Genomic DNA, 13,537 nt, shown 5'->3' with positions numbered 1-13,537 from the left:
TAATAAAAAAACAAAAATCGGAAAGAGGCAGCCATGAAAACGACGACCGTTCTTCTTGCTTTTATGCTCTTTTTGCTTTTGTCTGCCGTTTCTGTTTCGGCCGTCGACAACAAGCTTTACGCCGATAAATGTGCCTCGTGTCACTTTGGCGATGGAACTGGAAATAAAAAGTTAGGCGTACTTGTTGGAGGGGATCTTTCCAAATTAGACCTGACTAAAATCACAACGGCTAAAAAGTCTGACGGTGAATTAAAAGAAATAATTTTGAATGGAATGGAAAAAATGCCGGCTTGGAAAGGAAAATTTTCGGAAACAGAAGCAATGGAGCTAGTAAAGTTTTTAAGAACTTTACAAAAAAAGTAAAACTCATTTGTGTTCCCCGCAGCCCCGACGTTACAGTCGGGGCTCCGACCCCTTAAAGGCGTCAGAGTTGCGGGGTATTTTTATAATAAGCTCCGCGCGCTTCACCCCCCCACACCAAAATCTGGTGTGGGGGTTCACGCATTTTAGTAGTTCTTAGTTCAGCATCCAGATTGAGTAATTCAGATACGAGGCGAAGCTGACCCAAAGAAGATACGGTGCGAGGAGATAGGCCGCCGGCTTAGAGATTTTGTAGAATACTGCGATTGTCCAGACGATTGCGAGCCAGAGGAGAATGATATCAACCAGAGCCCAGCCGAGATTGTTTATGGTGAGCCATGTCGAACCATGCAGACCGAAGAATATGATTGACCAGATGGCATTTAAAAACAGCTGCAGGCCAAAAACGGCCAAAGCTGTTTTTACCCTGAGCCGTGTCGAAGGGCTACCTTGACTCCATTGCTTCCATACAAGCCATGCCGCGATGCCCATAAGCGCGTAAAGCGCAGTCCACACGGGCCCGAAAACCCAAGCAGGAGGATTCGGCGCCGGCTTTGCAAGTTCGGCGTACCAGCCCGACTGTATCGCGGGCATCGTAAAGAACGAGCCGATAACTCCCGCCGATAGCGAAACGCCGATAGCAATAACTAATTTGAAAACCTGTCCTGAATATTTTTGAAGATAGTTATTTATTTTCATGTTTTCACGAAAATTTAAAACTACTCCGAATAAAACAAGGATACTGATGGCGCATCCAAAAAGAAAAATAATCGAATCGGACATTTATCTTTTCAAAATCGCTCCCAAGGCGAGAATTGAAGGAACCCAAAGACCGACAAAAATACCGGCGTCTTTCTGTCCCGTAAACCAGAGATAAACGGCCAGCAGAAACGCGATACTCGCCGCGCCGATGAATATATTTTTTGACATGTTTAAATTTAATTAAATTTTAATAAGATGTTCGACCACTTAAGTATACCCTATTTGTCTTAAAAAATATATGACAAATTTATGGACTTATCCTGCCGTTCGAGGCCCTGATGGGCCCTCAGGCCCTAGAAGGGAGCTCTGTCAAAAGAATCGGTTTTGTTTGTTGAAAGAAGCGATGAAAGCGGTTTGATTTTGCGGCTTAATATCTTTAATTTGACACCAAATTGATACATTACTACATTTATAAAAATTGTTCATTAAAACGGAGGAAAAAGAGTGGCCGAACTCGCAAGACAAACCAAAGACATTGTTGTTACGACACCTAAAAATAAAATGGAAATTGCCGCAGAGGAAGCCCGCCAGTGTATTGAAGCTGGTAGCGGCTTCTATTTCCGAACTTTCAGGAATAAACCGCGCCATTTAGGTGTTGGCTCACGCATCTTCTATGTAGAATATGGATATATCAGAGGATTCGGTGTTATTTCTAAAGTGGTAGAAGGGAATATGCAGTGTGAAACAACCGGTTACGATTGGGGAGATGGTTACCACGCTATTATGCAAGCCAATAGCTGGAAGTGGATAAAGCCAATTCCAATGAAGGTATTTCAAGGGTGGCATTACTTTGAAGCGAATGGCATCAAAGTTGTCGGTAACTGGCTCGATCCAAAACCCTCAACCAGAAAGGAGGCATGAAATGACCGAAATGAAGCGACTGATTTTCGGCGAAGGACTTATGTCACCAACGCTTACGGGCGATAAGCAGATTACGCTCCGCAAATATCGCACCGGTTCACACGATTTTGTAAAAGGTGAGGTCATTCGAGGCGAGTTCAAGGATGGCCTTAATATCCTTTTGCAGGTCACTGCTGATACCGAAAAGAAACCTTTCAGCGAACTGACCAATGAAGAAGCCCGAGCCGATGGCTTTGAAGACGCGGAAGCCGCATTCAACGGCCTAAAGGACTATTACCCAGACCTTCAGAAGTCCGATCTATCGGCAACGATCCGCTACAAGATCGTAGAAGTTGACGGAACTTCAGCCGTAAGCATCAACGAATACGCCCAGTAAAACCCGACAGAGGCCGCCACCGGGGGGCACAGCTTTGTACGCATAAAGCCGAATTGACTCGAATTTGAAGAGTTCAAGAAGCCGGTGGATACTCTGCCGGCCTTTTATTTTCCTCTGCGTGAGCCGTGATCTCGATATTGCAACTTTTGTGCTCCCGGCACCACGCCTCGCATTTCTCCGCCCAATCCATTTCGGCATAGTGAAAACCGCATTCCGGGCATTGGTATAGCTCCTTGTCATTTTGTTGAATAACCTTGACCATGATTTTTTATTAAGTTGATTCACCCCTCTACTCACTATTGTTCAGTAAAATATCAAAATCTCTTAAATCAACCACTCCATCTTTATTTAGGTCAAAAATCACCGGTGGATTAGGTCTGTTATACCAATAAACCAGAATAGAAAAATCAATAAGATTAACTCTGCAGTCGTTATTGAAATCTTCTTTTAAAAGGCATTTGCCTTCTATAATTCTGGCTATATTATTTTTACCAATTATAAAATGCACCGGACTACTAAATTCCGTAAGTTGATCGCTTAATGAGGCCTTAGATCTGACAGTAGCTTCCCCTAAAACAAGAATTGCTGTCCCAATATCATATGAATAATTGCCATTACTATCGGCGATAACTTTAACGTATGCGCTTTCTTCGTTCAAGGTGCTTATATAAATCAGAATTTCGGCGGAAGGAACGCTCTTGCCAAAGATTGTTATATTTTTTCCGTATTTTACCTCGGTTTTATCGGTATTTACCGTTGGGGCATTAAGAACTTTGTTTTGGGCAAGCGTAACATTACCCAGTAAGAGCATTGAGAGAGAGAGAGAGAGAGAGAGAGAGAGAATGTTTTTAATAGATTGGTTTGCAATTGCCGAGGCGCAAATGCCGACAAATTCATCTTTCGCGCTCGTCTCGTGCTTTTTCACCTCCCTGCGCGCGAAAATAACCAGTGCAAAAATTGCGAAAGCAAGAAGAATTATTATTGAAATTAAAATTGAGGCCATGGGCAACTAACTTCTTTTTTGTAAACGGAAACCGTGATACGCAAGAGTGCCCGCGATAATCACCGCCAACCAGCTCACCCACATTGGCACATCCCGAGCTCCGATACGCGCGGACCAGCCAAAAACGATCCGCAAAAAATGCACCGATGCCACAACAACAAACACGGTCAAGACCGTAATAAAATATGTTTTCGTTTTCATAATTCAATTATACCACATCCTGCCTATCGAGGTTCAACCTCGATAGATTTTCATTTTTTTGCAAGAACGCGGCGGAATTCCTCCCCCCCCCCCTCTCTCTCTCCTCTCCGCCATGACCAAGTGTTCCGCCGAGCAAAGCCCCGAGGCGGTGAACTAGTATCATCCAATTTGGCTCCCCGACCATAATATTATAACCATCCTTTCCGATAAGGAATATATGATGAATTTATGGAATCAGTTTTGTTTGTTGAGAGAGGCGATGAAAGCGGTAGTAAGGTTATGATACATTGATGGTGCCAATAAAGAAATCCTCAAAAAAGACTTTACGGTCTTATCTGAATTGATTGCGCGGTAATACTGCCGTCGGAATTGGTTTTACCCATCACATTTACCGTTTTGCCTACCGCAAGATCGCTCACGGCTCCGGTGACAAATTTACCGATTTCGGCACTGTCGGAAAAGAAAATTATTTTTGAACCGCCATCGCGAAGTTTGACTGTGACGCTTTTGCTATCGCTGGCAATTATCTCACCGCTGACAAAACCCCCGCCTTGAGTTCCGCTGCGCACGCCGCCAGCGCCTACTCCGAATTGCTGCATTCTGGCTTGGCGTTCTTCGGGTGACAAATTGGCAAATGCCGCCGCTCCACGACCAGAAGATAAGCCCTTGCTTTGGACATACTTCATTCCGCCATAAAAAGAACCTCCTAGAGCTATAGCCGCAACCGCGATTATCGCAATAATTTGTTTATTCATATTTTTCTTCGCCCTCCGTAGCTTTATGCGAAGGAGGGTTACAATTATTTTTAATTATTCATATCTTAACGCTTCAATAGGATTTAAACTTGCCGCTCGTCGCGCCGGATAATATCCGAAAATAATTCCAATCGCCGCAGATACTCCAAAAGCAAGAAGAATTGAGGATATTGAAACACTGGTTGCAATACTGGCAAAACTGGAAACAGCAAAAGAAATAGCCCAGCCAAGCGCGACACCTATAATCCCGCCCAAGAAAGTAAGCATAACCGCTTCCGCGAGAAACTGCATTGTGATATGACTGCTTTTCGCGCCGATTGCCTTGCGAAGTCCAATCTCTCGCGTTCTTTCCGTAACGGTAGTAAGCATCATATTCATAATTCCAATACCGCCGACAATAAGAGAAATGCCGGCAACCGCGGCGAGAAAAATAGTAAAAGTATCCGTGACTTGCGTGAGCGTTCCAATAATATCCGCCTGCGAAATAATAGAGAAATCCGGACTTTGCGGATCAATGTGGTGTTTTTCGGCAAGCGCGAAAGTAGCTTCTTCCTGTACCTGCGGCATTAAATCTTTGCTATCTACGCTGATTGCAATAGTTGAAAGAAAATCTGCACCGGCAAGTATTTTTTGCATGGTGGTAAGCGGCACAAAAACTGTATCGTCAGGATTAAAAAACCCCGCGCTTCCTTTAGATTGTGAGACGCCGATAACTTTGAAATTTATTTTGTTGATACGAATAGTTTTACCGATAGGGTCGTTGCCTTCTCCGAAAAGGTCAAGCGCTACAGTGGGACCAAGCACTGCTACTCGGCTTAAACTTCTTACCTGCGCTTCATTTATAAACGAACCATCGGATAATGTGATATTACGGACTTGCGCGTAATCTGGTTCTATTCCAATTATGGTAGAGTTAGTGTTATTGCCAGAAGCGACAATTTGAAATCTTCTTTGAAGTTCTGGAGAAACATACGAGACATTGGCAATTTGCCGAAGCACTCCTACATCGTCATTGCTGAGCGTCTGCGCCGATCCTCGGCCGGAGGATACAATGCCTCTGCCAGGCTGGATAAATCCGGGCATTACGGTTAAAAGATTTGAGCCAAGCCCTTCGATGCTTGATTGAATCTGTCCAGACGCGCCCTGTCCGATGGAAACCATGGCAATAACCGATCCAATGCCAATAACAATACCAAGCATCGTAAGACCGGATCTTACTTTGTTTGCCGAAAGAGCGGCATATGTTTCTTGAAGAATGTCTTGAAATTTCATATAAGGTTATTTATTACTCGACGATTTTTCACCTTATTATCTTCCACAATATTACCATCGCGAATATTAATGATGCGCTCGGCATGCTCGGCTACGTATGACTCATGAGTGATAAGCACAATCGTCCGGCCCTGTTCTTTATGAAGCTGCTGAAAGGTTTCAAGCACCATTTCGCCAGTTTTGGTATCAAGATTTCCCGTTGGCTCATCGGCAAGTACAAGCGTCGGATTATTAACAAGAGCTCTGGCAATGGCGACCCTTTGCATCATTCCTCCAGAGAGCTGGTTTGAATAGTGATTCCAAAAATCCTCTGGAAATGCCGATCCGCGCAGAGCTTCCTTTGCCCTACTTTCTCTTTCTTCTTTGGATACGCCGGCATAGACAAGCGGAAGCATCACATTTCTTAATACGGTCGCTCTTGGCAGAAGATTGAATGCCTGAAACACAAAACCAATCTTTTGAATGCGAATATCGGCAAGCTCGTCACCTGTAAGCTTTGAAATATCTTTATTATCAAGCAAATACTCGCCGCTTGTTGGCGTATCTAAACATCCAATGATATGCATGAGCGTTGATTTGCCGGAACCAGAAGGCCCCATGATGGCCACGAACTCCCCGTCGTTTATTTTGAACGAAGCGTTTTTGAGGGCGTGAGTTTCTATTTCTCCGCTCTTGTATGTTTTGGTAATGTTTTTACATTCAATCATACGCTAAGAAAATTTTAACGTATTCGCATGTTGCCACCTCCGCCACCTCCGCCACCAAGACCGGGGATTCTAAGAGAAGAGTTTTGCTGTGTCTGTGTTGTTTGAGCGGCGGTTGGCTGAATCGTTCTTGTTACGATCACATCTCCTTCATTGAGGCCGCTTAAAATTTCAGTAAATTCATCGCCTGTCATTCCAATTTCAATCTGCTGACGGCTTGGAGAATTTTTAATAATTGCTCCGCCCGCACTTGCCAAGAGTGCCAAATTTTTATCATCACCACTGATAATTTCCACATAACTCACTCCGCCTTGAGATTTCACCGCTGAATTCGGCACAAGAAGTACATTTGGTTTTGCCTCTGTGATAATTGCCGCCGATACGCTCATTCCTGGCTTAATACGGTCGTCTTGAGTATCAAAAGAGATTTTTACGGTGTAAGTGACAACGCCTTGTGATACAGCCCCAACCGCGTCCACTTCCGCGACTTGTCCGGTAATCGTAAGGTCGGGAACTGCGTCAAAAGTAAGTGTGGCTTTTTGTCCAGCTTTTACTTTGGCGACGTCAATTTCGTTAAGAGATACTTCCGCGACTTTCTGATTGGTTATCAAAGTAGCAATGGCAGAAACGGATGTATCGCCGGCCTTAACATTCACTTTGGCTACTATGCCGCTAAACGGCGCTCGTACATAATACTCGGCAAGTTTTTCCTTGGCATCTGTAAGCGCGTCCTTCGCTTTGTCCAGCTGGATTTTTGCGGATCGAACATCAAACTCAACGCTAACGAGAGATTCTTTTCCGTTTAAAATAGCGTTTTTTACAGAATATAAACTTTGAATTGAACTGTTGGCTTTACTAACAAAACTATTAAGATTTGAAAGATGAGTATCGGCAAGCGCCTTCGGCTGGCGATTCGCTTCCGTCATTTTATCTTTATATATCTGAACAAAATTGGAAGCGCTTTTGACTGCTTCGGAAACTAAACGGCTGGTTTCATATGTCTGATTTATAAGGGCTTCAATTTCTGCCACGCTGGAAAACCGCGACGCCGTTTTGTAATCAATCAAATTTTTATCATACGCTTCGCGGGCGGCTTTGTACTTCGCGTAGGTTTCATCGCGAATAATAGAAATATCTTCGTCGTATAGCCGGACGGCATCGGCGTAATAATCAATGTTCCATTGGCCCTGGTCAAAATCTTTATTTATCAAAACGGTGTTGAGACCGGTCATTATATTTGGAAGATCGGCAAATGCATTGGATACGGCGTTAAATCCGTCATCATATGCCTTAGCTAAACTTTCTGAATCCTTTTCTTTGTTGCCCCTTATGCCGGCTATAGAGCCGGTAATCTGGTCGTAATTTAATTGAGCAGTTTCAAGATTTGTTTCCGCGTCTCTTACGGCTTTTTGCGCGTCGCGTGCGTAAAGCTGGGCTAAAAGTGTTCCGGCGGCTACGTATTGTCCGGCCTTGACATTAACGTAAATCACATCGCTTGAGACTTTGGCTTTGACATCTACTTGTTGGGTGGCGGAAACCTGGCCGCTTCCGGAAATGGAGACGATAAGTGTGCCTTTTTCAGCCGCCGCAGTTACATAACGGACCGATTCGCCGCTATTAAAAATTGCTCTATAACCGTAATAGCCGCCGCCCAAAATAATCATGGCGAAAAACAACGCCCAAACTTTATGCCTCATCGCCATATTCTTAACGCGGCTAATAAAACCATTGATCCGGGGAAAATAATTCAACATGTTTATAGCGCGAAAAATAAAATTCATATTTTTATTTTATTCTTTATTCCCTTAAACGGCATAATCGCTCCGGGTTCCGGCAAAACTCTTATAAATTTCGCTTCAATCTTGCCATCGTCGGTCGGAGAGCCGATTACGGTAATGGCTTCGTCAACTTTGAGATCGGATGCCTTTATGGCTTCCCGCAAACGCACGATAGATGTGTCTTCTTTTACGATAATTATCTTTTCCACACCATCCTGTCCTTTGATGACTACTTCCGCCTGTCCTGAGCCTATTGAAGGATCAATTTTTAAAATTTGTCCAGTCGCGCCGTGCGAGTCAATAAAATCTTTTCCACCGAAATCCCTAAACGCGCCGCGCAACATTCCGCCGCGCGGACCGGAAAAATTATTGTGATAATTTTCACCCCACTTATAGGAAAATATCGCCTTGCGAAAACCAACGCGCATGCCCGCGCTAAAAGTTAAAAACAGCACGAAAACGGCTGCAAGCGATATAGCAGCGATTTTATAAGTTCTTGATTGAATTATGTTTTTTATATCCATTTTTTTACTTGCCATCCGTAGCTTTATGCGAAGGAGGGTTAATTAATTTATTTAACGTTGAAATTTTGCTGTAATATCGGATGGCCAACCTAAGCGCGATCATGAGTAAAAGAATCGCGGCAAGAGAAGCGTTTATCGACACAATAGGCATAGATTCTAAAACGGCGAGAGCAAAATATTGGTAATACAAGATAACTGCAAAAGTGTCCGAAAATATCAGTGAGAGAAAAGAGGCAGATTCTGATTCTGAGAGTTCAGAGTGAAATAAAATAAATGAAGCGATTATTAGCACAGCAGAAATCATCAGCGCTGTCAGAGAAACCGAAAATTTTTCTTTAAATATTTTTAAGCTTTTTTCTAGTTTTAAACGCCCCATAATCATCCCAAAAAGCCGCTTGGGCGGCTTTTCAGGAGAATTATGTTTGTTCGTAAACATGGGCTTCCGCTATAAATACGATTAGCCCATGCGTTTTGGTGCGTTTTAAACAAAAGACCTCCATTTTATAGGAGGTCTTTTGGCACTATTTTTCTAAGAAGAGACAGGCCCCTTCTGTAGCGGCTTTTGACTGTATTTATAGATTCATTCAAAATGACAGATATTTCCCGAAAATTGAGATCTTTTCTGTGGTAAAGATTTATAATTTGGCTGTACTTCGGTTGGAGTTTGCCTACAGCCAACGTCAGGTTGCGCGAAAGCGATTCTTTATAAATCTTTTCAATTACCGGCAGTTGGTTCAAATCGGCAATAGTTTCTTCAAAGTTTTCATCATTATTGTATTCTTGAAGTAATGAAAACGGCACAGCGTTTTTCTTTTTAAGCCAGTCTAGTGCGGTATTTTTGGCGATAGTAAATATCCATAATTTAAAATTTTTAGATTGATCAAACTTCTTTAAATTTTTCCAAACTTTAACAAAAACTTCTTGAGCGATATCAGAAACATTATCGGTATCGCCATTGTACCGGCGCGAAAAATTATAAATCAGCGGCAAATAACGCCGGACAAGCTCTTCTAGCGCTTTTTCATCGCCCCTTAAATATATCTGGACTAATTTTTCATCCGTAAAGTTTTTCATTTATTCAAATAATACACTAGCATAAAACTTATAAAAAATCAAAAATAGGAGTGTTTTATTTTACCTAGAAAATAATGAATAATTGAGGCAAGAATCGCCCAGTAGAAAATGAGATAGATACCAATAAATGGGGGTGGTGGATCATCCCGCAAAAAATCGGTAGAAAGCAACAAAGGTCCTATTAAAACAATTTTTATAGGTAGTATAATTGTTGATATGGTATTCTTCCAGGTTGTTGGTGACGCCGTTCCCAGGAAAGAGTCTGGGTATTTGGGGAATCCTCGGGGACCTGTTGATCCCAAAAGTGATGTGGTGATAAAAAGAAAGACAAACCCAGAAATGATAAAGAAAATAACAAATTTTTTTCTTGAAATGTTCATAATTAACTAATAAAACGCCAAATCCCTTGTGTTAGTTACAAAGTAGTATTTCTTGGCTCCGCGCGCTTCACGCATTTAGAACCGCCATTTGGCAGATTCCCGGCAACATTTCTCCATTCAAAATCGTGAATCACTGGTAGAAACGCCGCAAATTACGAGCTGTTTGCCCCCGTGGCGAGAGTTTGCCATCCGGGGCACAGCTGTACCCATAAAGCCGAATTGAGACGAATTTGACGAGCTGGGCACATTTCAGATATATGACAAAAGTGTATCAGATGTGAAATGTGCAATAATCGCGCAAAGAATTACGCCTTCTTATTTTCCTCTGCGTGAGCCGTGATCTCGATGTTGCAACTCTTGTGTTCCCGGCACCACGCTTCGCATTTCTCCGCCCATTCTTTCTCGATATAGTGAAAACCGCACTCCTCGCATTGGTATAGTTCTTTGTCGTTTTTCTGTATGACTTTGACCATACTGATTTATTTTTTATGAAGAGTTGGGGTCAAATACTTTTCTACTAACGCATCAAATTTATCTAACAGCTCTTGCGTGATATTGAAAAGCTTCAGATTTTGTACTGGTTCGACCATAAGGTGTCCTGAATCGTTAGTAAACGGGTATTTGCTTGCCCTGAAATACGGCTTCTCGGAACAGTTTACATAGAATACAAAGCACTCTTTCCAAGAATCTTTAATACGCGCCAGCTTCTTTGCGTCATTTTCGTGGCCTGCGGGATTCCACCTAAATTTGACCTCGACTAAATATGGATTCCCCGATTTATCAATCACAAAGAAATCCGGGATAGAGCGAATCTTCTCGCCAACCTCACTATTGCGCTTAAACGATTCTTCAATGCGAGCAAGGCCGGGTAGTATAGCTTCGTATCCGATTTTGAATATTTCATTTCCCGATTCTTTTAACAGATCATAAACCAACGACTCGGCCATCCGGCCCTTTAAGCTTGTTTCTCTCCACTCTTGTTTTTCGGCTTTATTGTTCATGTATTTATTATTAACTTGTTATACCAATTTCGCTACAAAAACAAGCATCCTTGGCTAAAGAAGGTCGGCGAGTTCTTCCTGTTCGTCTTCGTCAAACTCTTTCGGGTCGAGCCCTTCGCTTTCCAATTTTTCTTTTATTTCTTTTTGCTGCTCTTTTTCTTCGTTCATAAAGATTATTTGGTTTCGTCTAATATCGATTTCAAACCCCAAAACATCCCGTTGCGATAAGGCAAGAGATCGTTAATAAGTGCGCGCACCCCCTCTTTTGTCGCCTCGTTTTTGTAAAGTTCTTTGAATGTGTCGTAAACTTCAGCATCCATGTGAAGCCATGTTCTCACTGGCTCGTGCTTAGCAACCTCTTCAAGAAGATGGGCACGCAAAATGGCAAGTGTATCTTCCGGCGCCTCTTTTGCAAATGCCGCGAGCGAGCGCATCAATCCATATTCCCACTCAACATATCCCTTTGTTTTATCAAGCGTTTGGCGTGCGTGCTGAGCGAGCCATTTTGTATCCAGCGCACTGCGTTCTGTATTGATCCAGAACCCAAACCCAGTAAGAGCACCCGCGTTGCAATTTTCAAGTGCCCAATCCCAGAACTTCTTAAGTTTTTCAATATCGACTTTATTGTATTTTATCCATTCCGCAGCCGATTCTCGTGAAATAGAGTGGCGACCGATAAATGAAATGAATTCTTTATGGTATTCCAGGTTTGGCATACTCCAGAATTTTTTGAAAAGATCATGATCGAACCCAAATTTTGAGAAGTGCATAAAAGCAAGTGCAATATGAACAGCAACACCTTCGTCCGGCTCTTTGAAATGCTTTTGTTGTGGGTAGTCCGAATCTGTCAGGGCAAGACCCCGTTCGTATAACTTCTGAATATCGAGATTGAAGAATATCTCTTCGTAAAGATTGGCTGAAACATATCCTTCCCATGCTGCAGTATAGAGATTCTTCTTTGTTGACTCTGCAGAAAAAATCTGCGAGAAAAGGCTCTGCATCCACTCTTTGTCTCTGAAGTAGAACGACGGTAAGTAATGCCCAAACATAAACATAAGAGCCCGGGTATTTTCTTTTTTGAGAACGGCCTCGTATAGCTCCCTAACATCGGATGAAATTTTTATTTTATCTTCCTTTGAAAATCTCTTGCCGTCTTGATACATAAACAATGCGAAGGCCTGAAATGCTCTACCACGCACCGTATTGATTGCCATTGAATAGGGATCGCTTACCATCTGTTCTTTTGCGCCGGGAGGCGTTGTAGTCATTTTTGCTGTTTTCGGCTCTTCGTCGGCGGGGACTGGATCGGGATAAGAAAGGAGATATCCTATGACCCCAAACAGATCATCGCGATATTTAGGAAAGTCGATTTTAACACCCCTTTCTTCGGTCAACAGCTCTTGGACAACATCTGTCATAGCAGAATGAACGCCTGTCCAGCCAGAAAGCCACGCGTCAAAGGAATCTCGCTCGCGATTACCGCTATCGAAAGATTTCGTCTCGCCAGATTTCTTTATCGTGACGCAAAGAGCTACCAAGTTATCCCAATTTATACCACTGACCTCCGTTTTATTGCCACGAAGAACCTCCTGTACGCCTCGCAGAAAAGAATAAGTATAGTGCTGGTCTAATACATCTCGTTCAAAAAAGAGGTTGGCATTGTTTACATATTCCTGCAGTCGTTTAGAAATATCTACACGCAATAATTCACCAGCACCCTCGGCATTTAAAGGGTTGTGAAAATCTTCACTTGTGTTTTCTTCTCTTAACTTCTCTGGCTTCCATTCGGTTCTTAATTTTTTCGCAATGTCATCTATTGGAAGTTTCCCAAACGCTTCTTGGGTAATCGGGCCTCTCGGCCTTATACTGCCGGCAAATCCACCCATTTTTATAGACGGCTCCGGTTCGTAATCAGGGCGGATCGTAAATTTAGCTTTTTCAGCTACTTGTTTTTCCTCTTCGGTAAGCTGATCAGCTATTACTGAAAGAATTCTCGAGCCATACCCTATATGCCAATTTTCTTTTTCATTCTCTCTTTCTTGATCTTTTTTTACAAAGTAATCTATAACCTGTTTTACATACTTACGCTTATCATCGTCAGATAAAACAGGAAATCCAATACGGAGCGCCTTCAAATATTCTGTGCCAGAAATAATCTCGTTATAGTAACGCTCAACCTCAAACAATCGGAAGAATGCCTTTTTAAGCTCTTCTTTAAATGCGCCGGGGCACAAACTCAATACAAATAATCGGAGACGCCACATAGAGCGGCTATCCGGGAGAGGACTAAAATACTGGTTATACAGTTTAACTGCAGATTCGACATTGTCGCATTTCTTCCCGATGGTTTGCTCTGCATAATGCTTAATAACGGCTGCGAGATTTTTAACATCATCTCTGTGTGAAAGTCTGTCTTTTTCGGTAAGCTCAAGCTCAAAAAAATCTACATCTAATAAAAAGTAGCTATCATAAACTTTAAATACTTC

General features: G+C 42.6%; 18 protein-coding genes. 3 read left to right on the top strand and 15 right to left on the bottom strand.

What is annotated here, in order from left to right; genetic code table 11:
- Positions 1-33 precede the first annotated feature (33 nt).
- Entirely contained in the window at positions 34-363 is a 330-nt protein-coding gene (locus HYW79_01430) for a cytochrome c (GenBank protein ID MBI2635187.1), read from the top strand.
- Between the two features lie 153 nt (positions 364-516).
- Here the strand turns inward: HYW79_01430 and HYW79_01425 are convergent, their stop codons facing one another.
- Positions 517-1,059: a tryptophan-rich sensory protein gene (locus HYW79_01425; protein MBI2635186.1), complete on the bottom strand. Its 543-nt coding sequence runs from the start codon at positions 1,057-1,059 to the stop codon at positions 517-519.
- An 84-nt stretch (positions 1,060-1,143) separates the two neighbouring features.
- Positions 1,144-1,290 (bottom strand): hypothetical protein, encoded by a 147-nt coding sequence (locus HYW79_01420; GenBank protein ID MBI2635185.1) that lies wholly within the window; start codon positions 1,288-1,290, stop codon positions 1,144-1,146.
- 276 nt (positions 1,291-1,566) lie between these two features.
- Between HYW79_01420 and HYW79_01415 the strand changes: the two genes are divergently transcribed.
- Together HYW79_01415 and HYW79_01410 are read left to right on the top strand one after the other, a co-directional pair.
- Positions 1,567-1,983, top strand: coding sequence for a hypothetical protein (locus HYW79_01415; protein ID MBI2635184.1), 417 nt, complete (start codon positions 1,567-1,569; stop codon positions 1,981-1,983).
- A gap of 1 nt (position 1,984) precedes the next feature.
- Positions 1,985-2,359: an ASCH domain-containing protein gene (locus tag HYW79_01410; protein ID MBI2635183.1), complete on the top strand. Its 375-nt coding sequence runs from the start codon at positions 1,985-1,987 to the stop codon at positions 2,357-2,359.
- Positions 2,360-2,432: 73 nt separating this feature from the next.
- On the opposite strand, the gene HYW79_01405 is transcribed toward HYW79_01410, so the two are convergent.
- The 13 genes from HYW79_01405 to HYW79_01345 all read right to left on the bottom strand — a co-directional run.
- On the bottom strand, positions 2,433-2,621 hold the full coding sequence (locus HYW79_01405; GenBank protein MBI2635182.1) for a hypothetical protein: 189 nt from the start codon (positions 2,619-2,621) through the stop codon (positions 2,433-2,435).
- Between the two features lie 27 nt (positions 2,622-2,648).
- Positions 2,649-3,362, bottom strand: coding sequence for a hypothetical protein (locus tag HYW79_01400; GenBank protein ID MBI2635181.1), 714 nt, complete (start codon positions 3,360-3,362; stop codon positions 2,649-2,651).
- A 6-nt stretch (positions 3,363-3,368) separates the two neighbouring features.
- Positions 3,369-3,563, bottom strand: a complete 195-nt coding sequence (locus HYW79_01395) for a hypothetical protein (GenBank protein MBI2635180.1) — start codon at positions 3,561-3,563, stop codon at positions 3,369-3,371.
- A 323-nt stretch (positions 3,564-3,886) separates the two neighbouring features.
- A complete protein-coding gene (locus HYW79_01390) occupies positions 3,887-4,318 on the bottom strand; it encodes a hypothetical protein (GenBank protein ID MBI2635179.1) in 432 nt (143 codons plus the stop codon).
- A 54-nt stretch (positions 4,319-4,372) separates the two neighbouring features.
- Positions 4,373-5,590: an ABC transporter permease gene (locus HYW79_01385; GenBank protein ID MBI2635178.1), complete on the bottom strand. Its 1,218-nt coding sequence runs from the start codon at positions 5,588-5,590 to the stop codon at positions 4,373-4,375.
- Positions 5,587-6,297, bottom strand: coding sequence for an ABC transporter ATP-binding protein (locus tag HYW79_01380; protein ID MBI2635177.1), 711 nt, complete (start codon positions 6,295-6,297; stop codon positions 5,587-5,589). The genes HYW79_01385 and HYW79_01380 overlap by 4 nt, the downstream gene beginning before the upstream one ends.
- Before the next feature lie 14 nt (positions 6,298-6,311).
- Positions 6,312-8,075: an efflux RND transporter periplasmic adaptor subunit gene (locus HYW79_01375; GenBank protein ID MBI2635176.1), complete on the bottom strand. Its 1,764-nt coding sequence runs from the start codon at positions 8,073-8,075 to the stop codon at positions 6,312-6,314.
- Complete coding sequence (locus HYW79_01370; GenBank protein ID MBI2635175.1) at positions 8,072-8,611, bottom strand: hypothetical protein; 540 nt, start codon at positions 8,609-8,611, stop codon at positions 8,072-8,074. The genes HYW79_01375 and HYW79_01370 overlap by 4 nt, the downstream gene beginning before the upstream one ends.
- Positions 8,601-9,032, bottom strand: a complete 432-nt coding sequence (locus HYW79_01365; GenBank protein MBI2635174.1) for a hypothetical protein — start codon at positions 9,030-9,032, stop codon at positions 8,601-8,603. Before HYW79_01365 ends, HYW79_01370 begins: the two co-directional genes overlap by 11 nt.
- 65 nt (positions 9,033-9,097) lie before the next feature.
- Positions 9,098-9,670 carry an RNA polymerase sigma factor gene (locus HYW79_01360; GenBank protein MBI2635173.1) on the bottom strand — a complete coding sequence of 191 codons (573 nt, stop codon included), beginning with the start codon at positions 9,668-9,670 and terminating at the stop codon, positions 9,098-9,100.
- Positions 9,671-10,355: 685 nt separating this feature from the next.
- Positions 10,356-10,523 (bottom strand): hypothetical protein, encoded by a 168-nt coding sequence (locus HYW79_01355; protein ID MBI2635172.1) that lies wholly within the window; start codon positions 10,521-10,523, stop codon positions 10,356-10,358.
- A gap of 6 nt (positions 10,524-10,529) precedes the next feature.
- A complete protein-coding gene (locus HYW79_01350) occupies positions 10,530-11,051 on the bottom strand; it encodes a hypothetical protein (protein MBI2635171.1) in 522 nt (173 codons plus the stop codon).
- A gap of 173 nt (positions 11,052-11,224) precedes the next feature.
- The coding region (locus tag HYW79_01345) for a hypothetical protein (GenBank protein ID MBI2635170.1) at positions 11,225-13,537 on the bottom strand (2,313 nt) is incomplete at its 5' end.

It is taken from the genome of Parcubacteria group bacterium (genome assembly GCA_016186325.1).
In the GTDB taxonomy this organism is placed as follows: domain Bacteria; phylum Patescibacteriota; class Minisyncoccia; order UBA10092; family UBA10092; genus JACPHB01.
This window is presented reverse-complemented; position numbering and strand designations above follow the sequence as displayed.